General features: G+C 30.8%; 27 protein-coding genes and 1 tRNA gene. 22 read left to right on the top strand and 6 right to left on the bottom strand.

Annotation, left to right across the window (positions count from 1 at the left end):
• Positions 1 to 59 precede the first annotated feature (59 nt).
• From dnaE to Q4512_RS00990, 7 genes are all read left to right on the top strand, one after another.
• Positions 60 to 4,445 (top strand): DNA polymerase III subunit alpha, encoded by a 4,386-nt coding sequence (gene dnaE / locus Q4512_RS01020; protein WP_303420665.1) that lies wholly within the window; start codon positions 60 to 62, stop codon positions 4,443 to 4,445.
• Positions 4,446 to 4,683: 238 nt separating this feature from the next.
• Positions 4,684 to 5,001 carry a thioredoxin gene (gene trxA, locus Q4512_RS01015; RefSeq protein WP_303420664.1) on the top strand — a complete coding sequence of 106 codons (318 nt, stop codon included), beginning with the start codon at positions 4,684 to 4,686 and terminating at the stop codon, positions 4,999 to 5,001.
• Positions 5,002 to 5,274: 273 nt separating this feature from the next.
• Positions 5,275 to 6,204: a DUF58 domain-containing protein gene (locus Q4512_RS01010; RefSeq protein ID WP_303420662.1), complete on the top strand. Its 930-nt coding sequence runs from the start codon at positions 5,275 to 5,277 to the stop codon at positions 6,202 to 6,204.
• Positions 6,205 to 6,285: 81 nt separating this feature from the next.
• Positions 6,286 to 6,359 (top strand) — tRNA-Asp (locus Q4512_RS01005).
• A gap of 462 nt (positions 6,360 to 6,821) precedes the next feature.
• Positions 6,822 to 6,986 (top strand): hypothetical protein, encoded by a 165-nt coding sequence (locus Q4512_RS01000; RefSeq protein ID WP_303420660.1) that lies wholly within the window; start codon positions 6,822 to 6,824, stop codon positions 6,984 to 6,986.
• A gap of 160 nt (positions 6,987 to 7,146) precedes the next feature.
• Positions 7,147 to 9,141, top strand: coding sequence for a tetratricopeptide repeat-containing sensor histidine kinase (locus Q4512_RS00995; protein ID WP_303420658.1), 1,995 nt, complete (start codon positions 7,147 to 7,149; stop codon positions 9,139 to 9,141).
• A gap of 15 nt (positions 9,142 to 9,156) precedes the next feature.
• Complete coding sequence (locus Q4512_RS00990) at positions 9,157 to 9,831, top strand: DNA-binding response regulator (RefSeq protein WP_303420656.1); 675 nt, start codon at positions 9,157 to 9,159, stop codon at positions 9,829 to 9,831.
• Between the two features lie 274 nt (positions 9,832 to 10,105).
• On the opposite strand, the gene Q4512_RS00985 is transcribed toward Q4512_RS00990, so the two are convergent.
• Positions 10,106 to 10,615 carry a DUF456 domain-containing protein gene (locus tag Q4512_RS00985; protein ID WP_303420654.1) on the bottom strand — a complete coding sequence of 170 codons (510 nt, stop codon included), beginning with the start codon at positions 10,613 to 10,615 and terminating at the stop codon, positions 10,106 to 10,108.
• A 131-nt stretch (positions 10,616 to 10,746) separates the two neighbouring features.
• On the opposite strand from Q4512_RS00985, the gene Q4512_RS00980 reads away from it, so the two are divergent.
• The 4 genes from Q4512_RS00980 (at position 10,747) to Q4512_RS00965 (ending at position 13,953) form a co-directional block, all read left to right on the top strand.
• Positions 10,747 to 11,106, top strand: a complete 360-nt coding sequence (locus Q4512_RS00980; RefSeq protein WP_303420652.1) for a BlaI/MecI/CopY family transcriptional regulator — start codon at positions 10,747 to 10,749, stop codon at positions 11,104 to 11,106.
• A gap of 1 nt (position 11,107) precedes the next feature.
• Positions 11,108 to 12,544, top strand: coding sequence for a M56 family metallopeptidase (locus tag Q4512_RS00975; RefSeq protein ID WP_303420650.1), 1,437 nt, complete (start codon positions 11,108 to 11,110; stop codon positions 12,542 to 12,544).
• A 205-nt stretch (positions 12,545 to 12,749) separates the two neighbouring features.
• On the top strand, positions 12,750 to 13,433 hold the full coding sequence (locus tag Q4512_RS00970) for a T9SS type A sorting domain-containing protein (RefSeq protein ID WP_303420648.1): 684 nt from the start codon (positions 12,750 to 12,752) through the stop codon (positions 13,431 to 13,433).
• A 103-nt stretch (positions 13,434 to 13,536) separates the two neighbouring features.
• Positions 13,537 to 13,953, top strand: coding sequence for a hypothetical protein (locus tag Q4512_RS00965; RefSeq protein ID WP_303420646.1), 417 nt, complete (start codon positions 13,537 to 13,539; stop codon positions 13,951 to 13,953).
• A gap of 41 nt (positions 13,954 to 13,994) precedes the next feature.
• On the opposite strand, the gene Q4512_RS00960 is transcribed toward Q4512_RS00965, so the two are convergent.
• Genes Q4512_RS00960 through Q4512_RS00950 form a run of 3 tightly spaced genes read right to left on the bottom strand, consistent with a single transcriptional unit; the run spans position 13,995 to position 16,892 of the window.
• Positions 13,995 to 14,726 (bottom strand): Bax inhibitor-1/YccA family protein, encoded by a 732-nt coding sequence (locus Q4512_RS00960; RefSeq protein WP_303420644.1) that lies wholly within the window; start codon positions 14,724 to 14,726, stop codon positions 13,995 to 13,997.
• Between the two features lie 49 nt (positions 14,727 to 14,775).
• The gene (locus tag Q4512_RS00955; protein ID WP_303420642.1) at positions 14,776 to 15,924 is read right to left on the bottom strand and encodes a glycosyltransferase; all 1,149 of its coding nucleotides are present in this window, start codon (positions 15,922 to 15,924) and stop codon (positions 14,776 to 14,778) included.
• Positions 15,921 to 16,892 carry a lysylphosphatidylglycerol synthase domain-containing protein gene (locus Q4512_RS00950; RefSeq protein WP_303420640.1) on the bottom strand — a complete coding sequence of 324 codons (972 nt, stop codon included), beginning with the start codon at positions 16,890 to 16,892 and terminating at the stop codon, positions 15,921 to 15,923. Before Q4512_RS00950 ends, Q4512_RS00955 begins: the two co-directional genes overlap by 4 nt.
• 38 nt (positions 16,893 to 16,930) lie before the next feature.
• Between Q4512_RS00950 and Q4512_RS00945 the strand changes: the two genes are divergently transcribed.
• From Q4512_RS00945 to Q4512_RS00895, 11 genes are all read left to right on the top strand, one after another.
• A complete protein-coding gene (locus Q4512_RS00945) occupies positions 16,931 to 17,566 on the top strand; it encodes an outer membrane beta-barrel protein (protein ID WP_303420638.1) in 636 nt (211 codons plus the stop codon).
• Entirely contained in the window at positions 17,566 to 18,117 is a 552-nt protein-coding gene (gene ruvC, locus Q4512_RS00940) for a crossover junction endodeoxyribonuclease RuvC (protein ID WP_303420636.1), read from the top strand. Before Q4512_RS00945 ends, ruvC begins: the two co-directional genes overlap by 1 nt.
• A 119-nt stretch (positions 18,118 to 18,236) precedes the next feature.
• A complete protein-coding gene (hemW, locus tag Q4512_RS00935; RefSeq protein ID WP_303420634.1) occupies positions 18,237 to 19,385 on the top strand; it encodes a radical SAM family heme chaperone HemW in 1,149 nt (382 codons plus the stop codon).
• An 11-nt stretch (positions 19,386 to 19,396) separates the two neighbouring features.
• Positions 19,397 to 20,149: a cyclase family protein gene (locus tag Q4512_RS00930; protein ID WP_303420632.1), complete on the top strand. Its 753-nt coding sequence runs from the start codon at positions 19,397 to 19,399 to the stop codon at positions 20,147 to 20,149.
• A gap of 47 nt (positions 20,150 to 20,196) precedes the next feature.
• Positions 20,197 to 20,808 carry a DUF4230 domain-containing protein gene (locus tag Q4512_RS00925; RefSeq protein ID WP_303420630.1) on the top strand — a complete coding sequence of 204 codons (612 nt, stop codon included), beginning with the start codon at positions 20,197 to 20,199 and terminating at the stop codon, positions 20,806 to 20,808.
• 2 nt (positions 20,809 to 20,810) lie between these two features.
• Positions 20,811 to 21,173 (top strand): MmcQ/YjbR family DNA-binding protein, encoded by a 363-nt coding sequence (locus Q4512_RS00920; RefSeq protein WP_303420628.1) that lies wholly within the window; start codon positions 20,811 to 20,813, stop codon positions 21,171 to 21,173.
• 138 nt (positions 21,174 to 21,311) lie between these two features.
• On the top strand, positions 21,312 to 21,590 hold the full coding sequence (locus tag Q4512_RS00915) for an STAS domain-containing protein (RefSeq protein WP_303420626.1): 279 nt from the start codon (positions 21,312 to 21,314) through the stop codon (positions 21,588 to 21,590).
• 53 nt (positions 21,591 to 21,643) lie between these two features.
• Positions 21,644 to 21,922 carry an STAS domain-containing protein gene (locus tag Q4512_RS00910; RefSeq protein WP_303420624.1) on the top strand — a complete coding sequence of 93 codons (279 nt, stop codon included), beginning with the start codon at positions 21,644 to 21,646 and terminating at the stop codon, positions 21,920 to 21,922.
• Positions 21,923 to 22,009: 87 nt separating this feature from the next.
• Positions 22,010 to 22,588, top strand: a complete 579-nt coding sequence (locus Q4512_RS00905) for an alkylphosphonate utilization protein (protein WP_303420623.1) — start codon at positions 22,010 to 22,012, stop codon at positions 22,586 to 22,588.
• A gap of 156 nt (positions 22,589 to 22,744) precedes the next feature.
• On the top strand, positions 22,745 to 22,930 hold the full coding sequence (locus Q4512_RS00900; RefSeq protein ID WP_303420621.1) for a DUF1272 domain-containing protein: 186 nt from the start codon (positions 22,745 to 22,747) through the stop codon (positions 22,928 to 22,930).
• On the top strand, positions 22,870 to 23,007 hold the full coding sequence (locus Q4512_RS00895; protein ID WP_303421816.1) for a hypothetical protein: 138 nt from the start codon (positions 22,870 to 22,872) through the stop codon (positions 23,005 to 23,007). Before Q4512_RS00900 ends, Q4512_RS00895 begins: the two co-directional genes overlap by 61 nt.
• Here Q4512_RS00895 and Q4512_RS00890 read toward each other — a convergent pair.
• Positions 23,002 to 24,102, bottom strand: a complete 1,101-nt coding sequence (locus Q4512_RS00890) for a DUF4407 domain-containing protein (protein WP_303420619.1) — start codon at positions 24,100 to 24,102, stop codon at positions 23,002 to 23,004. The two genes, Q4512_RS00895 and Q4512_RS00890, sit on opposite strands and share 6 nt — an antisense overlap.
• 494 nt (positions 24,103 to 24,596) lie before the next feature.
• On the bottom strand, positions 24,597 to 24,836 hold the full coding sequence (locus Q4512_RS00885; protein ID WP_303420617.1) for a CopG family transcriptional regulator: 240 nt from the start codon (positions 24,834 to 24,836) through the stop codon (positions 24,597 to 24,599).
• Between the last annotated feature and the right edge of the window lie 2 nt (positions 24,837 to 24,838).

Here is a 24,838-nt window from a genome sequence, read left to right as displayed (position 1 = left end):
TATAAAGGCCATTTTTTCTTAATTTTATCGTTCTCTTTTATTCTTAAGAAAACACCTTTATGTACTTAATTTTTGATACAGAAACTACCGGTTTGCCAAAACGTTGGGATGCTCCAATTACCGATACCGATAATTGGCCTCGATGTATACAAATAGCATGGCAATTACACGATGCTATGGGGAACTGTATCGAAAGTCAAGATTATTTAGTGCAGCCAGAAGGGTTTAATATACCTTATGATGCAGAGAAAATTCATGGTATTTCAACAGAATTAGCCCAAGAACAAGGTGTGCCTTTAGCTGAGGTGCTAGAGAAATTTAATGAAGCTTTAGGTAAAACCAAGTTTGTAGTTGGACAGAATGTAAAGTTTGACCTGAATATTATGGGAGCCGAATTTGTTCGTGGAGACGTAGCAAACCCATTACAAGAACTTCCTGTTTTAGATACTTGTACCGAACATACTGCTAGTTTATGTCAGCTTCCTGGTGGTAGATATGGTAAATTTAAACTGCCAACCTTAACCGAGTTACATCAGTTTTTATTTGATGCTCCTTTTGGAGAAGCGCATAATGCAACTGCAGATGTTGAGGCAACTACGCGTTGTTTTTTCGAGTTAATTCGTAGAGAAGAATATACACATGAACAGTTAGATGTTCCGGAGGATTATTTTCAAAAATTTACACAAGAGAATCCACAAACCATTGCTTTAATTGGTTTAAAACATATTAATCTTAAAAGCGAAAGCGCTAAGATTAATGAACGATTACAAAAAGCACAAGCTAGTGATATTTCTTCGCAAGAAATAAAGGAAAATATTGAAAGTCTTGAGGCTGTAGATTTTGTGCATTTACATAATCATTCCCAATTTTCGGTATTACAATCTACAATTAGTGTCCCAAATTTAGTAGCATCTGCAGCAGAATACAATATGACTGCAGTGGCGCTTACAGATCATGCCAATATGATGGGAGCTTTTCATTTTGTAAAAGCAGTAAATAATCATAATAAAAGTGTAAAAGCTAAGAATGAAGAAGCTTTAGAGCGAGGCGACACAGCCTCATTAAACGAAATGAAACCAATTATTGGTTGCGAGTTTTTTGTGTGCGAAAACCATTTAGATAAAACAAGAAAAGATAATGGCTATCAAATTGTACTAATAGCGAAGAATAAAAACGGCTACCATAATTTGGCTAAATTATCTTCACATGCTTTTGTTAATGGCTTTTATTATTTGCCTAGAATCGATAAAAAACTAATTCAAGAATATAAAGAAGACCTAATTTGTTTAACAGGAAACCTTTATGGTGAAGTACCAAGTAAGGTTTTAAATGTAGGAGAAAACCAAGCAGAAGAATCGCTTTTATGGTGGAAAGAACAATTTAGTGATGACTTGTATGTGGAGCTTATGCGACATAATCAAGAAGATGAAAACCGTGTAAATCCTGTGTTAATAGAGTTGTCTAAAAGACACAATATTAAGTTGGTAGCGACGAATAATACTTATTACTGCAAGAAAAAAGATGCAAACGCGCACGATATTTTATTATGTGTAAAAGATGGAGAAAAACAAGCGACTCCAATAGGAAGAGGTAGGGGTTACCGATATGGTTTGCCAAATCAGGAGTACTATTTTAAGTCTCCAGACGAAATGAAAGCCTTGTTCAAAGATGTTCCTGAAGCTATTTCCAATATTCAAGAAGTTGTAGATAAAATAGAACCTTTTCAATTGGCTCGTGATGTATTGTTACCAGCATTTGATATACCAGAAGAATTTGTTTTCGAAGAAGACAAAAAAGATAATGGAAAACGTGGGGAAAATAAATTTCTTAGGCATTTAGTTTACGAAGGAGCCAAAGAACGTTATGGAGAAGAACTATCGGAAGAAGTAGTAGAGCGTTTAGATTTTGAGCTAAGCGTTATTGAAAAAACAGGATATCCTGGTTATTTCCTTATTGTAGAAGATTTCATTCGTGAAGCTCGAAATATGGATGTATCTGTTGGTCCTGGTCGAGGTTCGGCAGCAGGTTCTGTAGCAGCATATTGTTTAAAGATTACCAATATCGATCCTTTAAAATACAATCTGCTTTTTGAGCGTTTTTTAAATCCGGATCGTGTGAGTATGCCAGATATTGATATCGATTTTGATGATGAAGGCCGTGGTCGCGTCATGGAATATGTAATCGATAAATATGGAAGCAATCAAGTAGCACAAATTATCACCTATGGTACCATGGCTGCAAAGTCATCTATTCGTGATACTGCACGTGTTCTTGATTTACCGTTATTTGATGCAGATAGAATTGCTAAGCTAATTCCAAACATGTCGAAACTGAACAAGATTTTTGGTTTAGACGAAAAAGAATTAAGTAAAAAGTTTAGAGCAGAAGATTTAGAAAAAGTTAATGAACTTTTAAATATTTCAGATGGTGAAGATTTACCAGCAGAAACTGTAAATTTAGCAAGAACATTAGAAGGTTCTGTTCGTAATACAGGAATTCACGCCTGTGGTGTCATTATTACTCCAGATGATATTACCAAATTCGTTCCCGTTTCTGTAGCAAAAGATTCTGGTTTATATGTTACCCAATTTGATAACTCAGTTGTAGAAGATGCTGGATTATTAAAAATGGATTTCTTAGGATTAAAGACCTTAACGCTTATAAAAGATACTGTAAAAATTGTAAAGGCAAAGCATGATATTATTTTAGATCCAGATAGTTTTCCGCTAGACGATGAAAAAACCTACGAGCTTTTCCAAAGAGGGGAAACTGTAGGAGTCTTTCAATATGAATCTCCAGGAATGCAAAAACACCTTAAAGATTTAAAACCTACCGTTTTTGAAGATTTAATTGCCATGAATGCACTCTATCGTCCAGGACCTATGGAGTATATTCCAAGTTTTGTTAGAAGAAAACATGGTGACGAAGAAATAGAATATGACCTTCCAGCAATGGAAGAATACCTAAAAGAAACCTACGGAATTACAGTATACCAAGAGCAAGTAATGTTGCTTTCGCAAAAGCTTGCAGATTTTACTAAGGGGGAAGCCGATGTACTGCGTAAGGCAATGGGTAAAAAGCAAATTGCGGTTCTAGATAAAATGAAACCGAAATTTATAGAACAAGCAAGTGCAAAAGGGCATGATGCTAAAGTTTTAGAAAAAGTATGGAAAGACTGGGAAGCCTTTGCGAGTTATGCTTTTAATAAATCACATTCTACATGCTATGCTTGGATTGCTTACCAAACCGCATATTTAAAAGCGCATTACCCTGCCGAATATATGGCAGCTGTTCTTTCTAATAACATGAACGATATAAAATCGGTTACCTTCTTTATGGATGAATGTAAGCGAATGAAACTAAAAGTTCTAGGCCCAGATGTAAATGAAAGTTATTACAAGTTTTCTGTTAATCAGGATTATGCAGTGCGTTTTGGTATGGGAGCTATTAAAGGAGTAGGACACGGAGCAGTAAAAACCATTATAGAACACAGAAAAGATGCACCTTATAAATCTATTTTCGATTTAGCAAAACGAATTGATTTGCGAGCAGCAAATAAAAGAGCCTTCGAAAATCTTGCACTTGCAGGTGGATTTGATGGCTTTGGTGATACTCACAGAGCACAATATTTTCATGATGAAGGCGATGGCGTAACCTTTTTAGAGAAAGCAGTAAAATATGGTGCAAAACACCAAGAAAATGAAAATTCTGCACAAGTAAGTTTGTTTGGTGCTGCTAGTGATGTGCAAATAGCAGAACCAGTTGTTCCTCCTTGTGAAGAATGGGGAACCATGGAAAAACTTGCACAAGAAAGAGAAGTGGTTGGTGTTTATATTTCTGGTCATCCTTTAGACGATTTTAAAACCGAAATGAAAACGTTTTGCAACGCCAATTTAGCTTTGTTTAATGATTTAAACACCTATGTAAATAGAGAACTTACATTTGGAGGTGTAGTAACAGATGTGCAACATCGAGTAAGTAAACAAGGTAAAGGTTGGGCAATGTTTACTATGGAAGACTATACCGATAGTTTTGAATTTCGAATATTTGGCGAAGAATATTTAAAATTTAGACATTTTTTAATGAAAAACAATTTTGTGTACACCAAGATTTTTATTCGTGAAGGTTGGGTGAATAAAGATACCGGAAAAAAGAGTGATCCTAGAATGCAATTTAATAGTTTTCAATTGCTACATGATGTTATGGATACCTACGCTAAAAAATTATCTATACAGTTAAATATTAAAGAGATTGAAACAGAAAAAATTCAATTTTTGAAGCAATTATTTAATATGCATCCAGGAAATCAAGCTTTAAATTTTGTAGTTTATGATAATGCTGAACAAATAAAACTACCAATGATAAGTAGAAAACAAAAAATAAAAGTAAGCCAAGAATTATTGGGCGAATTAGACAATAATCAGGTTTTTTATAAGCTAAATTAGGGTTGTTAAGATGCTTATTATTGTTTGGTGCGCAAAGGATTGATACGGCATCCTTTTTTGCCAAGAAAAGCAAAAAAGATATAGAGGAAAGCCTGGTTTATGCGCCCAAATAAAAAGTAATATAGACTAAAACAATAGACTAATAAACAGAACAAATTGTTAGTTTGTAAGCTTTGGCAAAATTTTTGACTAATATTGCATATTAACAAGAAGTAAAATTCAATTAAAACATAAAATTATGGCATTAGAAATCACAGATGCAAACTTTGAAGAAACAGTATTAAAAAGTGACAAACCAGTAATGGTTGACTTTTGGGCAGCTTGGTGTGGACCATGTAGAATGGTTGGACCAATCATTGATGAAATTAGTACAGAATACGAAGGTAAAGCAGTAGTTGGTAAGGTAGATGTAGATGCAAACCAAGAATTTGCAGCAAAATATGGCGTACGTAACATACCAACAGTTTTAGTTTTTCAAAACGGTGAAGTTGTAGGTCGTCAAGTAGGAGTGTCTCCTAAAGCTGTGTATTCGGAAGCAATAGACAAGCTTTTGTAAAATAAAACGTAAAAGAAAAGATAAAAGGTTTGCTGTAATGGCAAACCTTTTTTAGTTTAGAGCTGTTATAATTTGCGCGTTTTTTGTTTTTCAAAAATAAAGCAAAACAAAACAAAACCAGACTAGGGTTTACCCTGAGCGGATTCGAATGGACTGATTTTTGCTTTTAAAGACAAGAAAAGATTTTTCTACCATCCATAACGCGCTTAAAAAAACATATTAATTAATATAATTTCCCCTTTTGGGAAGATGTAGCGAGCGACAGATAGACTTATGAATTTAAGAGACGAACTAAACAAAACGGGAGGTTTTAAAAACCTAGAATTACTTGCTAAGCAAGTAGTAGAAGGTTTTATTTCTGGGATGCATAAAAGTCCGTTTCATGGTTTTTCGGCAGAATTTGCAGAACATAAAATTTACAATCCAGGTGAAAGCACCAGGCATATAGATTGGAAATTATTTGCGAAAACAGACAAATTATACACCAAACGATACGATGACGAAACCAATTTACGCTGTCATATTATTGTAGATAATAGTAGCTCGATGCATTATCCAGAGATGCAAAATTTCTCAATAGATCATTTAAATAAAGTTGCTTTTTCTGCATTAGCCGCTGCGTCTTTAATGCACATGTTAAAAAAACAACGCGATGCCGTAGGGTTAAGCATCTATAGTGATGCTTACAATTTTTATGCACCAGAAAAAGGAAGCGAACGCCATCACCAAATGTTGCTCCATCAATTAAGTGACACAGTAGTTGCTAAAACGTTAAATAGAAAAACAGAAACCTATAATTATTTACACCTTATTGCTGAAAAAATTCATAGACGATCATTGATATTTCTGTTTACAGATATGTTTCAAACTAGCGAAGATGAAGTTAAACTATTTGAAGCACTACGACATTTAAAACATAATAAACATGAAGTAGTGCTATTTCATGTATTCGATAAAAGCAAAGAATTAACCTTCGATTTTGATAATAAACCAAAACGGTTTATAGATGTAGAAACTGGAGAGTATATTAATTTGTATTCTGAAACCGTAAAAGAGAATTATGAAAAAGCAGTTTCAACATATTTTGAAGAATTACGATTAAAATGTGGGCAATACAGAATAAAATACGTCGAGGCTGATATAAATAAAAATTTCGATAATATACTGACAACCTATATGGTAGAGCGCAGAAATTTTGTTTAAGTAATTTTTTTTAAAAAAAACTTAAAAAAACATTTGGGATATTAAATAAGCAATGTATATTTGCAATCGCAATTAAGCAACGGTTTGGTAGTTCAGTTGGTTAGAATACCTGCCTGTCACGCAGGGGGTCGCGGGTTCGAGTCCCGTCCAGACCGCAAAAATTGCTAAAGCTTCTCTTAGGAGAAGCTTTTTTTGGCAATAAAATTTAGTTGTGTTGTTTGATAGATGTTAAAGTCTATCAATGGTTTAAGTAGTTAAACCGATGGAAAGCTTTCCTTTTTTCTTTATAGAAAATTGTGAAGCTTTTTTGTTTTATAAGCTTTTTTTGTACAATTAAAATAAAAACGATACATTTGAACGATGAAATAAGCATTTAAACGTGTTTTTTGTTTTCTTAATTTTAGATTGCTATATATTAGCCGTTCTTAATTAAGTCCCAATAAATTATATTTCAGCTTATTAAGGTTTTTAATCCATTTTATTTATTCCCTCAATAAATACAAAATAGACCTGATGTCTACTTTGTGTTTTTTACAGAAATTTTAATTTCAATTATATAGAGGCATTTGCTTTATATACGTATATATAAAATATTATAAACCATAAAATCAAATAAAATGAAATCCCTAAAAATTACATTATTAGTAGCAGTAGTATGTGCAATCTTCGCATCTTTAACTCCACAAGACAAACCTTCTCAAGAAAAAGAGAAAAACAAAGAAACAATAGTAAAAGTTACTTTTAAAAAGGAAAAACTTAAAATAAAAGTTCCTAACGCATAAATTTATTTATTTTTTAACTATTATACCCTTTGTAAATACGCAAAGGGTATGCTAGTTTATAGTAACTATATGCTAAGAGTTTCATAAAAAGTTATACATTTGAAAGGCAGCCAAAAATTATGTAGACTTGAAAATACAGTATTATTTTTTTATAACATTTTTGATTTATAATGTCTGTCTTGCTCAGAATAAGGATGGATTAGAAAGTCAAATAAAAGAAATACAAAATTTAAAAGATTTATCTAACCAGCAAGAGTATTCTTTTGAGGATAAAATTAATTATGCAAAAGAGGCGGTAGCTTTATCTAAACTTACGAACCTAGATACAATTGTATTAAAAAGCAGCCGTAACTTATCGATGTTATATTTACAGTCTGGAGATTTTGACACTTATAAATCTATAAGTTTTAATAATTTAAAAGTATCAGAAAGAATAAAAGACACTACCTCAATTGCGCATTCGAATTATTATTTAGGTTTTTATTATCATCTTTTAGAGAAGCACGATAGCGCTTATTTCTATTATTATAAATCCTCCAAATTTTACCATTTTTTAAAAGATGCGCAACATGAAGGGGAGGTCTTATCTAATATGGCCGTTATTCAGGAAATAGAAAGAGATTATGTTGGCTGCGAAAATAATGCTATTAAATCTATTTCTTTACTAGAGCAGTTACCAGAAACTGATGGAAATCTAGAAACATTATGGAACGCAAATAGTCTAATTGCTGTAGTTTCAGCAGAATTAGAACAGTATGAAAAAGCATTAGAGTATTATGATAAGACTCTCGTTATTTGTGATAAAATGGAGGATTCTTATGAAAACAAATTGTTTTCTAATATAAATATAGCTGCCTTGTATAGAAGAAAAGGGGACTATGTTACAGCAGAAAGACTTTATGAAAAACTATATAAAGAAGAATCTGTTTTAGACTATGACCCATCTTCTTATTCTATAATTTTATCAGGATTGGCATATGCAAAACTTAAAAATAATACAGCAAATAAATTAGAAATAAAAAAGCTTTTTAATGACGCTTTTCAAATAAGTAAAAAAGAAGATGATGATGTCGGACAGTTATCTATTAGTATGGATTTGGCGGAGTTCTATTTGCAAATAGAAAATCTAGATAGTGCTAGATATTATGTAAATAACGCATATAAAATAGGTAAAGAATTAGTAGCAAATGAAACCATTCTAGAATCTCTTTTACTAAAAGCGAAGATTGATACGGGAGAAAAGGCGCAAAAAAGTTTAAAAACATATATAAAACTTAGTGATAGTTTGCAAAAAGCAGAACGTTCTATAAGAAATAAATTTGCTAGAATAGACTATGAAACCGACCAAATAAAAGCAGAAAAAGAACAAGTTTCAAAAGAAAGATTCTTACTTTTATTAATATCTATTGGTTTGTTAGTTACACTTACTTTACTATACGTTATCATTACCCAGCGCGCAAAAAATAAAGAATTAAAGTTTGTGCAACAACAACAAGAAACCAATGAAGAGATTTATAACCTCATGCTTTCTCAACAAGATAAAATTGATGAAGCAAGAAGTACCGAAAAAAGAAGAATTTCGGAAGAACTTCATGATGGTATTTTAGGAAGACTTTTTGGAACTAGGTTGAGTTTAGATAGTTTGAATATGAGTACTACGGAAGAAGCTATTAAATCTAGAGAAAACTATATTGATGAATTACAGGCCATTGAACAAGAAATTAGAAAAGTATCTCATGAGTTAAATACCGATTTTGTTTCTGGATCTGGATTTAAAGACATTATTGAAACACTTTTAGAAACACAAACAAAAGCATACAAATTAGATTATACACTAACTAATGATGATGCTATACACTGGGATAATGTAACAAATAAAACTAAAATTCATATATATAGAATTTTACAAGAATCTCTTCAAAATATATACAAGCATGCTAATGCTTCCAAAGTAGAAATTAGCTTTACTATAAAAAATAATGTAATTTGTATCACGATAAGAGATGATGGAACTGGTTTTGAAGTAAGTAAATCCAAAAAAGGAATTGGTATTAAAAATATTACATCTAGAGTAAAAGAAATTCAAGGAAAATTAGATATTAAGTCACAAAAAAATGTAGGAACTAGTATTACCATTGCTATTCCTACCAAGTAAAAACGCCCTAACATAATGCACGAAAAAATTAGAATTCTAATGACAGATGATCACCCTATAATTATAGAAGGTTATCAAAACACATTATTAGCTACAAAAAAAGAAACCCAAGAATTACAAATAGATATTGCAAATACTTGCGATCAATCTATTACTTTAATGCAAAAATCCAGAGAAGAAGAGAATCCTTATACTGTTTTATTTATGGATATTAGTTTGCCACCATCGGCAGATGGGTCTATAACTTCTGGAGAAGATCTCTCTAAATACGCTAGAACTATTCTTCCAAATGCTAAAATTGTTATTCTTACCATGTTTAATGAACCATATAGAATACATAATATCATTAAAGAAATAAAGCCAGAAGGTTTTGTTATTAAAAGCGATTTAACTTCAAGAGAACTAGCAAGTGCATTTCAAGCTGTTATTAATAATCCCCCATTTTATAGTACAACAGTTACTAAATATCTTCAAACTACGCTAGACTCTGAAATTGAAATAGACGATATAGATAGAAAAATTTTATACCTTTTATCACAAGGAATTAAAACAAAAAGTTTAACCAAGCATTTAGGTATTTCTACAAGCTCGGTTGAAAAAAGAAAAAAAAATTTAAAAGAAGTGTTTTATATTACAGATAGTCAAGATGAGACTTTACTAATTGAAGCTAGAAAGAAAGGTTTTTTATAAAATTTGTAAGATTTACCTTTTGAAATGTTAATTTATAAACTTTTTGTATTTTTTTTTAACGCTTAAAAGCATCTAAAATACTGATTAGTATGGTTTTACCGTAATTGTTTTACGGAAAAACCGTAAGCGAGTTTTATAGATTATACCTATCTTTATATTATCAACAACGCATAATTAGTTAATCCCCTCAGATAAAATTATGTTGATTATAGCATGTATTAAGCCTTGTGGTTTCATTTATTTGAAATTATAAGGCTTTTTCGATTTTTTAGTCTTAAAAATTAAAAATAGCCGTTTTGTATTCCCAAAAAGTTAGAATAAAAAAACCGAGATAAACTACAGCTACAATAAACTTTAAAAAGGTACCAGTTAAAAACCCTAAAAAGGAACCAAAAGCTGCTTTTACAGCAGTTTTAGAATCTGCTTTATTAATTAATTCACCAGTCAATGCGCCAATAAAAGGCCAAATAATAATTCCTAACAAACCAAAAACTGGAAAAAATATGGAAATTAATAGACCAACAGTGGTGCCTATCATACCCATTTTACTGCCACCAAATTTTTTGGTGCCAAGTACAGGTATTATATAATCTAGCGCAAAAACAATTAGTGCTACAATTAATGTAATAGCCAAAAACCAAGTATCATTTGGCACTGCTTTAGTAAGGTACAATAAAAATAAACCAATCCAACTCATTGGTGGTCCTGGAAGCACAGGTAGAAAACTACCAATGACGCCAATAATTATAAATAAGAAGCCCAAAAAGGCTAAAAAAATGTCCATGTATTTTTTATTATAAGACGCAATTCACTTCATAATGTTACAATTTGCAACTAAAAAATTAGTTCAAACTAAATTTTTAGTTATATTTGTCATGTTAAACTAAGTTTTTAGTTGCATTAAATCAAAGAATAATGAAACAACTCACAAAAGCAGAAGAAGATATTATGCAAGTACTTTGGCAGCTTGAAAAAGCAAATGTTAAAGCTATAATTGAACAATTACCAAACCCCAAACCTGCATATAATACTGTATCTACAATAGTTAGAATTTTAGAAAGTAAAGGTTTTGTTGATTATGAAAAAAAAGGAAAAGGTCATATATACTTTCCATTAGTGCAACAACAAGATTACAGTAATCAATCTATAAATAAATTGGTAGATAATTATTTTCAAGGTTCGTTTAAGAGTATGGTTTCTTTTTTTATGAAAAAAAATGATATCAGTTTAAACGAATTAGAATCTGTTTTAAAGGAAATAAATAAAAAAGAGTAATATGCTACATTATATTATACAAACTATAGCATTTCAGTGTTTCTTTTTAATCGCTTACGATCTGTTTTTAAAAAAAGAAACCTTTTTTAATTGGAATAGGGTTTACCTCTTGGCAACTACCATAGTGTCCTTTATTATTCCTTTTATAAAAATTGATAGTTTTAAAAATGTAATACCACAAGAATTTATAATTACACTTCCAGAAATAATTTTAGGGAATCCAGAAACAATAATGCTAAATGATGTTGTAATAGATAATGGTCCTGTTGTTACAAATACAATATTTACATGGCAAATATTCCTTTATTTAGGTGTTTTTATAGCTTCTATCTTATTTGTTTATAAAATAATAAATGTGCTATTACTTATTCATAACAACCCAAAGGAGGTCTTTGGAAAGATCATACTAGTAAAGTTAAAAAAGAGTAGTTCTGCATTTTCATTTTTCAATTATATATTTCTAGGAGAACTTATTAAACCAGAAGATAAAGAAGCTATTTTAAAACATGAAATGGCACATGTAAAACAAAAGCACTCCATCGATTTGCTTCTTTTTGAAATCCTCCGAATTGTTTTTTGGTTCAACCCATTCATTTATATTTATCAAAACAGAATAGCAGATCTACATGAGTATCTGGCAGATATAGAAGCCATAAAGCATCAAGATAAAACAAGTTATTATCACAATTTATTAGCTAAAGTTTTTCAAACAAAGCGAATATCATTCATCAATCCATTTTATAAACAATCATTAATCAAAAAACGAATCGTTATGTTAAACAAATCAAAATCAAAAAAAGTACAATTATTAAAATATGCATTATTAGTACCAATTATGGCTGTAATGCTAACCTATTCTTCATGTTCTAACGAAACACAAGAACAAGAACCCGATCAAGAATTAGAAGCTATTGTTAATAAGTTTAGAAACCAACTACTAACAGAAAACAGCAATTTTTCAAAGCAAGATCGAATAGAGCTAGCAGAATATATTATAGATGCGTTTAAAGCAAACCTAGAAGATAATGGACAAACAAGTTCTGGTAGCTTTACAGCATCAAGTTTTAGTAGTGAAGAAGTTTCTTTCACAGCAATCGAACAAGTTCCTGTTTTTCCAGGTTGTGAAGATGCGGTAAATAATGAGGAAAGAAAAAAATGTATGGCAACAAAAGTTGGTGAATTTGTTGGTAAAAAATTTAATGTAGACTTAGCAGAAAGTTTAGGTTTAGCACCAGGGAAACACAGAATAAGTGTGCAGTTTAAAGTAAATGAAAATGGAAATATTATTGATGTTAAATCAAGAGCTCCACATGCAGCATTAGAAAAAGAAGCGATACGTATAGTAAATCTATTACCTAAAATGAAACCAGGAATGCATCTTGGTAAAGCGGTTACAGTACCTTACGGATTTCCAATACAGTTTCAAATTAAAGGATAAAACACTTTTAAAACATTTTTGTTTCTTAAATTTAAAACCGAAGATTAATCTTCGGTTTTAAATTTTTAGGAGGTATTTCTAATGCTTCGCAAACAATTAGATGGATTGAGCGGCATTTAAACCTGTTTTTTTGCATTTAATTAGCAAATCTTAATAATTTGGAGTTTTTTATTTATAAGAAAACTTTTTTTATTTACTTAGCAATATGAAAAACAGTTTACTATTCTTATTTGGATTCTTTTTTTGCGTAACACCAATATTTTCACAGTCAGAAAAAGATTGTAAAAAAACATGTACTATAGATAAAGTTGTTTACGAAAAGGCTTATTTAGGTGTGCAGTTTGGAGGCCCTTGTGGTAGAGAAACAGAAAAAGGTGTTATTATTTTAAATGTATTAGAAAATACTGCTGCAGATGTAAACAAATTATTAATTGAAGATGTTGTCTTATCTATTAATAACATAGAAGTAAATAAAATGGTAGAAGCAAAAAAAATAATTGCTTCCCACAAACCTTTTGATACTCTAGAGTTTAAAGTTTTAAGCGAAGGTAGAACACTTACAAAAAACATTAAATTAGGGTATCGAAATTCTAAAAAAGTACAAGAAGAAGTTTGTTGTGATTCTTTTAATTTAGAAGAGAATATTGTTGTTTACCCCAATCCGGCATCTGTTAATTTAAACATAGAGTTTAAAACAGCAATCGAAGGAAATTATGATTTTGAAATCTTTAACTTAAATGGCGTACGTTTTTATGATGATAAAAACTACCATATAAAAAATCAGCTTATTAAAACTATTAATGTAGAAAAGCTAGAAGATGGTGTTTATGTTTTAAAAATAAAACAAGGCTCTAAAACGCATTCTAGTATGTTTGTGGTTAAGAAATAACAACATTCAATAATAAATTGTATTTTTCGGTTTTCTTTAATATATGCAAAGAATCCTGCTTTTTTTATTATTCTTAGTAGTTACTTCCTGTAACTATTTTAATGTGAAGAAAACATCTTCCGAAGCTATTCTTGAAGAAGAATTACAAACGTTTAATTGGAGGGATGTTGATGTTTACCCAACTTTTAAAACTTGTTCTACTTCTTCCAATCAAGAAAGTAAGAAAGTCTGTTTTCAAAATACGCTAACAGAAGCTATTTACAAGAATTTAACTTCACAAAAAATAGTCGTTACTCAAGACATTCAAGATACCATTTTAGTGCATTTTCAAATTTCTGAAACTGGAGAACTGCATCTTATGGATGCAAAAATCGATTCTATAACTTTAGTTGAAATACCAAATATTGAAGATTTATTATATGAGAGCTTAGATTTTTTACCAGAAATATATCCAGCAATTAAACGTGGTCAACAAGTAAAAACACAGTTTACTTTGCCAATTCAAATTCAGGTAGATTAGTTTTTTTTTAATTCTACCTTCTTGTCTGTAGTTGCCGAGTACTAATACCGAATAGCTAATTTTTTCATTAGTCTCAAAATCTCGACATACAACCAGACTAAAGATACTAAAAGACCCCAAGTAGCAAGCCATTCTTTACTTTTAGGCGCTTTGTTTTTTTGTCTTTCAATATATTGAAAATCTAAAAGCAGCGTTAATGATGCAACAAAAGCAGCAATCACATTAAATGCAATTGCAATTAATGAAGTTCCCCAAATAAAAGATTGAATTCCAAAAAAGCTTAAAACCCACGAAATAATATACACTAAAAAGATACTTGATGCAGCAGTAATAATAATACTTTTTAGTTTTTGAGTAACTGCAATAATTCTAGTTTGATATAGAAAAAGTATCGTGAAAAAAGTTATAATAGTAACACCAATTGCTTGGTAAGGCATATTAGGAAATTTAGCATGTGCAAAACTACTTATTCCACCTAGAAAACAACCTTTAGCTATAGCGTATAAAGGCACAAGAAAAGGTGCCCAACCGTGTTTGTAAGAGATAGTGATACTTATAATTATAGATGCAATAATTCCGCCATAAAGAAACCATTCGATATCCCAGCCCGAACTATATAGTTTCCAAATAAATACCGTTATTGCAGCAATAATTGCAATACAAAAAAGCGATTTCATAAATATACCAGAAACTGTCATTTTTGCTGAGGAGGATTTTCTGTCGTTCCAAAAGAAATTTGTAAAAGCAGGATTCGATGTTTTATCTAAACGCATATGGTTTCATTTATCATGGTAAATCTACAAAATATATACGGTACAAATCTTATTTTTTAAAGGCTCTACCTTTCCATTTGTAATTAGAAAAAACCGAAACAAAAACGACGTAAACACTAAAAAAAGGATACAGAAAACAACTAAAAATAAAAGAAGGTAAAAAGGTTTCTTGTTTATAAAAACGAAGTGTTTTAAAGAGTAATAAAAAGTCGATACTGCATTTTATTAAAAATAAATACAATAATACTTTAACATTAAATATGCCTGTTATGCATAAAGTTAATAGACAAATAAGGGAGGCATTCATAAGTAAAACCAAGAGACCAACAGCTTTTGCAAAGTTGTTTTTATAGCTAGCAGATTTAGAAGCCCAACGTACACGTTGAGATATCAAATCTTTAAAGTTTTTAACAGCTTCTGTGGTTACAATTACATGTTCCGATTTTAAATAATGCACTTTTTTTGCATCCTGTTTTAATGCTTTTTCAAGAAGGAAAATATCGTCGCCACTTGCAATATTGGTATTGCCATGAAATCCTTGAACCGTTTTAAAAAAATCTTTTCTATATCCTAAATTTGCGCCGTTACATAAAAAAGGTTTCTGTATTCCAAAACCACCAATAGTTGCACCTTGAAGGCTTAAAAAATCTAGTAATTGAAAGCGGTCTAGAAAAGTTTTTGCCTTGCTATACGTAACTGGAGCTACTATAAAATCGGCGTCCCTTTTTTGAATAAAAGCATCAAAGGTATCTAGCCAAAACTTTGGTAAAATACAATCGGCATCTGTAGTAATTATCCAATCGTATTTTGCAATTTGTATTGCAGATGTTATGGCGTCTTTTTTTGGCGAATCACTTTCCCGTAAATTATTAATAATTTTTATAGGATTTCTAGTGAATTTATCTTTACGTAAATTGGTGTGGAGTACCTTTTCAATAATAGTTACCGAATTATCTTCCGATGCATCATTAACTAAAATAATTTCATACAAATGTTTTGGGTATTGTAAAGCTTCCAACGATTTTAAAAGTGAAGGTAAATTTTCAGCTTCATTCCTAAACGGAATAACCACAGAAAAGCTAGTCTTAGCTTCCAAGTCTTCCATGGCAAAGCGCTTTACTTTGTCAAAACCAAAGGCCAAAATTCCTATTAAAAATATGTAAACGAGTGTGATGCCAATAAAAAGTAAAAGGATCATGTGGTTTTGTTTTTTGGAAGTTTAAAGGTAAGCACATAAAAGCTCCCAAGTATGCTTGGTAATACGAAATTTAAAATCCACATAAGCAGTACAATACTTAATATGGTAAATTCGTTTACGCCAACAGTTGTGAAAATATAAACAGCGACACTTCCTTTAATGAGGATGTCAAAAATAAATATTGACGGAATTACAGAAGCGATTAAATACATACTTGTTATAGCAACCATAGCATGAAAATAGGATGTTTCAACACCAAAAACACGAAGTAAAAAGTAAAATTGAAACGAAAAAACTAAGTATCTTAAAAGTGACAATATAAAACTATAGACTATTGTTTTTAATGCTAGGTTTTTAATGAAATTTATAACTTTTTCAATAGCGAACCCTTTTATTTTAAAGCGTTTTTGTTTTACTCCAATAATAGTAAAGCCAAAAGCTATAACAATAATAATGAGAAATCTAGATATTCTTAAAAGGTTAAGCTCTATTTGGTATTCTGTTACAAAAAAGTACAAGCCAAAAGCACCAAAAAGCACAGTGATGGTCATTTGTGTTAAGTTGCCAATAAGATTTAAAAGCACAATTCGTTTTCTATATAGAGAAGTAAAATATAAAGCTTTTGCTCCATAATCACCAATTCTATTTGGTGTAAAGATGGATGCTGTTAAAGCACCTAAGCTTTGTTTTAAGGCTTCATAAAAAGATGTTTTTTTTATAGAGTTCACTAAGATTTGCCATTTTACACTTTCTAAAATCCAATTTAAAATGCTTAAAAACAGTAAAATTAAGATGGTTTTTAATGAAAAAATGTTGTTTTTGTTTAAAAAAGAAACAAATTCACTAAAATCTAAATTGTTGTTTGTCGTTAGTTTGTTGTAAATAAAATAAAAAGCACCAATTACAATACTTAATTTAATAAGTACAAAAAAGAATTGTTTAGTTTTGTATGGTAGTGCCTTATACATTTTGTGCTAAAATGCACAAATTAACACAATATTGCTTTATGATAATACCAAATAAAACATTTAAGACCTTCATATTCGTATTGCTTTTAAGTTTCTTTTGCTTTTCGGGTTTTTCACAAAGTGAAACCAGCACTTGGAAAGCACAATTTGCAGTAGGAATTAATAGCCCTAGCCAAACCGCATTTGTTTCGACTTTCGAAGCAAAACCTATAAATTTTCCAACAGTACACATTGGTTTGCAACGTATGTTTAGTAGAAATTTGGGGACTAAATTAGATTTTGGTTATAATCGATTATCTAATGCTAGTAACTCTCCCGATTTTAAAGTTAATTATTCTAGAATAAATGCACAAGTGGTTTACGACCTAGGAAGTTTAATTCGTTTGCCTCAAAATTATGCTATAATGGCGCATGCAGGACCAGGGTTTACTTTTGTAAAACCTTTAGGAGAGTATACCAATAACAAAGAATCTTTTCTTAATGCCATGGCTGGTTTAGAGTTTCATTATGGAATTTCACAAGGATTGTCTGTTTTCTTAGACACATCATACATTTATGCATTTAGTGGCGATTATGATAATGTCGTTGACGGATTTGGAACTTTTAACGGAAACCTCTTAACTGCAACAGTTGGTATTTCTATTTCATTAAGTGGTTGTTATTATTGTGAATAATGAGTGAAGATAGAATTATTTTAGGAATTGATCCAGGAACTACAATTATGGGTTTCGGCCTTATAAGAGTCAGAAATAAAAAAATGGAATTCTTGCAGTTAAATGAATTAGATTTAAAAAAATACAAAGACCATTATCTAAAACTGAAACTTATTTTTGAACGTACCATCGAGCTAATAGATACTCACCATCCAGACGAAATAGCTATCGAAGCACCTTTTTTTGGTAAGAATGTACAAAGTATGCTTAAGCTTGGTAGAGCACAAGGGGTTGCAATGGCAGCTGGACTTTCGCGAGAAATACCTATTACAGAGTACTTGCCAAAAAAGATAAAAATGGCAGTAACAGGAAATGGTAATGCGAGTAAAGAACAAGTAGCTAAAATGTTGCAAAGTATGTTGGGATTAAAAACTTTACCTAAAAACTTAGATGCAACAGATGGATTGGCAGCAGCGGTTTGCCATTTTTATAATTCAGGGAAAATTACTGTCGGTAAAAGTTATTCTGGCTGGGACAGTTTTGTAAAACAGAATGAAGATCGAATTAAGTAGCCAGTAATCGTTACAAGTATAGTATTGTAAATTAACCATAAACTGTTACAAGCGTAAGATTAATTTGTTTTTATTTCTAGAATGCTAATTAAATATAATAACTGCTACTAAATACTAAAATGAGCGGCATCTACATTCACATACCATTTTGCAAGCAAGCATGTCATTATTGCGACTTTCATTTTTCTACTTCTATGAAGAAGAAAGACGAACTCATTCAAACACTAATTACAGAGTTACAGCTTCGTAAAAACGAACTAGAAAATCAAGTAGTAGAAACTATTTATTTTGGAGGAGGAACACCGTCATTACTTACCAATGAGGAACTTCTTTTATTAATAACATCTATTTATAAAAATTTTAAGGTTTCCAAAGATCCAGAAATAACATTAGAAGCAAATCCAGACGATTTAACCAAAGAAAGAATTATCCAACTCTCTAAAACACCAATCAATAGATTGAGTATTGGTGTACAATCTTTTTTTCAAGATGACTTAATAAGTATGAATAGAGCACATAATGCAGAAGAAGCAGAAAAGTGTTTAAAATATGCAACGCAATATTACGATAATATTACAATTGACTTGATTTATGGAATTCCAAATATGTCAATAGATAAGTGGCAAAAAAACTTAAATAAAGCATTTCAGTTTGGAATAAATCACATTTCAAGCTACGCTTTAACGGTAGAACCTAAAACCGCATTAGCTACTTTTATTAAAAAAGGGAATTATCCACCAATGGATGAAGACTTAGCATTACAGCATTTTAATTGTTTGGTGGCAGAAACTCAAAAGCAAGGTTTTATACATTATGAAATTTCTAATTTTGGGAAACCTAACTATTTTTCAAAACACAATACAAGTTATTGGGAAGGAAAAAAATACTTAGGTATTGGTCCTTCGGCACATTCATTTCACCAAACACAACGTAGTTGGAATGTTTCAAATAATAGCAAATACATAGAAGCAATTCAAAATAATATGCTTCCAAATACCATAGAGGAATTAAGTGTTTCAGACCGATACAACGAATACGTTATGACCAGATTACGAACCATTTGGGGCGTTGCTTTACAAAAGGTAGAAAACGATTTTGGAACAGAATATAAAAAGCATTTGTTGCAAACTTCACAAAAATATATTGCCGAAGGATTAGTAAATATTACAAGCGATCCTTCCGAGCTTGTCGAAGAATTTTTCCTAAAAACAACTCAAAAAGGTAAATTTTTAGTCGATGGAATTGCTTCCGAACTCTTTATGATTTAGTATATTTGGGTATGATAGCAACTATAGAAACCAATTCAAAAAAATATAAGATAGATTTTTCGAAACCATTAGACATTTCTATTCCACTAATAGCATCTAAAAACAATGTAAATGCTTGGTATTTAGATGAACCAACTATAGAGCCAGTTCAAGATAATGGTTGGATAGCAAGTGTAAAAGAAGGTGCAAGTATTAATTTTAATAATATATGTTTTAATCCACATGCACATGGTACACATACCGAATGTGTTGGTCATATTGTAGAAAAAGTACACTCTGTAAATACGAATTTAAAAAAGTTTTTCTTTTTAGCCGAAGTAATAACCGTTGCTCCTGAAAAACTTGGAGAGGATTTTGTAATTTCAAAAAAACAAATCCAATTTGCCTTGGGAAACAAAAAAAGAAAAGCTGTAGTAATACGAACTTTATCTAATACTAAAGAGAAGTTGTCTGCACAATATTCGCATACTAATCCACCTTATTTGTTAGAAGATGCTGCAATATATTTAAGAGAAAAAGGAGTAGAACATTTACTTATAGATTTACCAAGTATAGATAAGGAAAAAGATGATGGTAAGCTTTTAGCACATAATGCTTTTTGGAATACAAAAGGAAAATTAAGATTAAAAGCAACCATAACAGAGCTTATTTTTGTGCCAAATAATGTAACCGATGGCACCTATTTTTTAAATTTACAAATAGCACCTTTTGAAAATGATGCTTCACCAAGTAAACCAATTTTGTATGCACTTTTAAACGAGTGATTTTTGGTACATAAATTGCTTGTTAAAGAATAAAACCAATTAAATTAATGGAAGCCTTTTTAGGAATTATTATAGGAATATTAGCAAGTTTAGGAGTTGTTACTTATTTTAAATCATTTAAAAATAAACAACTGGTAAACTCACAATCTCTACTGTTGTTAGATAAAGTAAAAACCGTATGTAAATTTATTACTGTTGAAGGTGATTTTGCAGAAATTTACCACTATGAAGATGTAAAAGAACGTTTCTTAAAGATGGTCAATAGTAGAAAAAAAGCATTAGTGGTTATTAATGCCAAAGCATATGTTGGTTACGATTTAAGTAAAATACAACTAGAAGCAGATAACGAAAATAAGAAAATTATTTTAGCGCATTTTCCGCAACCAGAAGTCCTGTCTGTAGAAACCAATTTAAATTATTACGATAAAAAAGATGGTTACTTTAATAAATTTGAAGCTTCCGATTTAACCGAATTAAACCAAGAAGCCAAACAACATATTTTAGATAAAGTCCCAGAAAGTGGTTTAATGCTAGCGGCAAAAAAAGAAGCATTACAAACCATTTCTTTAATGGAAAGTATTGTTGAGACCATTGGTTGGAAACTAGACTATTCTGCTTTAAAATTAGAAGAAAGTCCAGTAAAGAAAATTGAAGAATAAGCATGCATATAGAACAGCTTCGTGAATATTGTTTGCGTAAAAAAGGAGTTACAGAACATTTTCCTTTCGATGAAACAACATTAGTGTTTAAAGTACTAGATAAAATGTTTGTTTTAACTTCATTAAAAGGTTGGGAAGCAGGAACTCCATCTGTAAATTTAAAGTGTGATCCCGATTATGCGCAAGAACTTCGTGCAGAATACCAAAGTATAGAACCAGGTTACCACATGAGCAAAAAACACTGGAATACCATACAATTACACCAAAACGACCTGCAAACTCCATTTGTAATCCAACTCGTGGATCACTCCTATGATATGGTAGTTAAAGGGTTATCTAAAAAACTTCGCGATTCTTTAATATAATGCATGAATAAGATTACGATTTTTTGTGTTCAACAATTTATACCGCATTTCATCGAACATTTTAGGTGTAACTAATAATAAATTACATATTTACATCGATTAATAGCGCTTAACATTTTATAATTTAATTAAAAAAAGATGGCACTAGAAATCACAAATTCACTAAATACGTTTAAAGTTACAGGAGTACTTGATAAAAAAAGCGTAAAAAAATTTCAAATTTATTTCAAAAATATTTTTAATACTACTAATGAGTTAGTTATTAATATTAACGAACTTAAGAGTATTGATCGAGAAGGTGTTTCTGCCTTCGAGGATATCTACAAACAATCTTTAAAAGCTCATAAGCCTTTTTTTATTACAGGTGTAGGAAGCAAAGAAATATTCGATCATGTTACAACTATAGATGCAGCCTAATTAATAATGCATAGTCGATTATAGCACCAATTCTATTATTAAATAAAAAAGCCATGAAACTTATTATTACAAATACCAACAATATATATAAGGTAAAAGGAAACCTTATAAAAATGAATATCCCAATTTTTAAAAGTGAATTAAAAGACGTTTTTAACCATAAAGACGATGTTATATTAAACTTGCAAGGGGTAACTAATATTGATAATCAAGGCGTAGTTGCCATTGCGCAATTACACAACGAAGCACTTTCAAAAAACAAAAAACTATCTATTATTGGTTTTGGTAAGGATAAATTATCTAATACTTTAATCTCTAATAAAGTCGCATAAGCCTCTTCTATTATTCAACAAGAGATAGTATACATCTTCTTGTTGTACTGTTATAATAAATGTACATTTGTTTTTTAAAATATACTTATGAGTTTAGAAAGAGAATTGAGTAAAAGAGCAGATGGTAAGTGTGAATTATGTAAAAACGAAGAACATTTACAATTATATACTTTAGCGCCAAAAAAAGACCAAAGCATAAAAGACACATTAACTATTTGTAAAATTTGCGAAGGTCAAATAGAAAACCCAGACACAACAGATCCAAATCATTGGCGTTGTTTAAACGATAGTATGTGGAGCGAACACCAAGCAGTACAAGTTGCAGCATGGCGAATGTTATCGCGTTTACGAAAAGAAGGTTGGCCACAAGATTTGTTAGATATGATGTATCTTGAGGAAGATGTTTTAGAGTTTGCAAAAGCAACAGGAGAAGGTGAAGACGAAGAAGGAAAACTAATACACAGAGATGTAAACGGTGTAATTCTTGAAACAGGAGATTCTGTTGTTTTAATAAAAGATCTTAAAGTAAAAGGATCTAGTATGGTTGCAAAACAGGGTACAGCAGTTAGGAATATTCGTTTAGATCGCGAAAACGAAACTTATATTGAAGGTAAAGTTGGCCCAACTCAAATCGTTATTATTACAGAATATGTAAAGAAAATTTAGTATATATATAATGGCGTTACCTAAAGGTCAGGCTATCCACTTTATCTTTTTTACTTGTTCTCGATATATTTTGTTCATGCTTCACAAAACTCGATAACTAACGAAAAAAAGGATGTCGTTTCTATCCTTAACGCAACTTTATTCTAAAAAATACACATGCTAGAAATAAGACCAACTTGCGAACATTGTAACAAAGCATTACCTCATAATGCCGAAGATGCAATGATTTGTACTTTTGAGTGTACGTATTGTAAAGCATGTGCAGAAGAGGTTTTAAAAAAATATGTCCTAATTGTGGTGGCAATTTTTCACCAAGACCAATTAGACCAGAAAGTCTATTAGACAAACACCCGATTTCTACAACTATAGTTTATAAACCCAAAGATGTGAAAGCGCATTATAAAAAACACAAGCTATAAAATCTTTGTTTGCTTTGTATAAAAAGCTTCTTGTTGTTTTTTCATTAGTTCGCGAGCCATTTTCTTTTTGTACGTGTATAATTCTTCCTCTTCTGTAATGTCCTTATATACTTTATCGTTTATAGCATTATCTGCTTGAAGCATCATTTTTTCTTGACTTACTTGTTGTGTTGTCCAGGTTCTAATCTTATGTTCTTGATTTTCAAATTTAAAATCGTATTCTCCTTTTGGAGAAAGTAGTTTAGCGATAATTGGAGAAGTTTCAATAGCTAAAAATAGTAGAAATATAAATAAACTTGGTAGCCAAGGCAATGTGTTTAAGGCATTTACTCTAGCCATTAAACCATCAAAACCATCAATAATTGGTTGTGTAGTCGCGACTTGTGTTTCGTAATCTGTTTTTAGCTGCGTTATTTGTGCTTCAGAAGTTGCAATTTTCTCTTTGTTTGTGGTTTTTAATTCTTGTAATTCTGCCAAAGCAGCATCGTGTTTGTCACGTTTTTCTTTATACACAGGACCTTTCCCCAAAAGTTTGGTTCCTGCAGTTCCTTCGGCTTCGTTAATAAAAACAGCATATAATGCATTTACTTCGATTTCTTTGGTGTCTATTTCGCTTTGTAAAGCTGTAATGTTATTTTCTAAAGTTGCTATTTCTGGAGTAAATTGTAAAGCAATTTGATCTTGGTTAGCTAGTGTTAATTCGTTTTTTTGTTCTAAAAGTACTTGGTTGATTTCCTTTTCAAAAATCTTTAATTCTAAAGGTTTAGAAATTACTATTGCTATAATAATTGCTAGTAGAATTCTTGGGGAAGCTTGAATAAATTCATCCATAAAACGGTCTCTTTTTTTTATGGTAGAAACAATAAAACGATCTAAATTAAAAATAAGTAAACCCCAAATTAAACCAAAAAATAGCGCAGAATATATAGAGTCGAAAACTGTAAATAGCGCATAACTAGAAGCTATAAAAGCCATAACTGCAGTAAAAAAAACGGTTGCTCCAATTCCTGCATATTTGTTTTGCTCTCCATTCGAGCAATCTTTTATAATATTGGTATCTGCTCCAGAGCAGATAATAAAGAAATGTTTTAACATGATGTGATTGATTTTGATTGATGACTAGGTTATTAGAACGCTAAAAGGTGCTTTTTGTTACAGTTTGAGTTTAAAAAAAAGACCCTACATGTTTTTAAAACATATAAGGCCTAGTTATAAGAAATACGTTAAGAGCGCTCTTACGTGTTTAAGTATCTAAGTAAGCTAGAACCAAGCAATAAAAAAACACAGTGTTAGCAACTGTATTTTTTATAGGGTATTATCTAAATTTTGTTTTCCAACAATTGTCATTATATCTACGGTATCTTCATTTATTTTATAGAAGATACTATCAGATCCACACATACACACAACGTCTATATCCTTTCTTTAGAAAATCAACCGATTCAAATGAAAAAGGTCTTTGAGCAATTATCCCAAAATACTCAAAAAAAGAGTCGAAGTATTTATCCGCTTGAGTAATTCCAATTTTTTTAACTCCGTAATGATGAATTCTGATTAAGTCCTCTTTTGCAGTATTACTTATTCTAAACTCAGCCATTGAGTAAGTCCTTGGATTGTTTAAGAATTTGGGCTTTACTATCCGAAGTAAATCCGCTATTTTCAGCTCTTTCGAGTTTAGCCTTAATCCAGTCAATTTGAACTTGTTGGCTTTTAGCTTGTCTATTTAAATCGTTGACTAATTCACTTTTACTAGAGTATTCTTTATTGTCAACTTGATTTTTAAGCCATTCATCATTTGGTTTTGTAAATGAGATACTTTGTCTAGCCATAA

Origin of the sequence: Oceanihabitans sp. 2_MG-2023 (assembly GCF_030547245.1) — a bacterium.
Taxonomy (GTDB): Bacteria; Bacteroidota; Bacteroidia; order Flavobacteriales; family Flavobacteriaceae; genus Oceanihabitans.
This window is presented reverse-complemented; position numbering and strand designations above follow the sequence as displayed.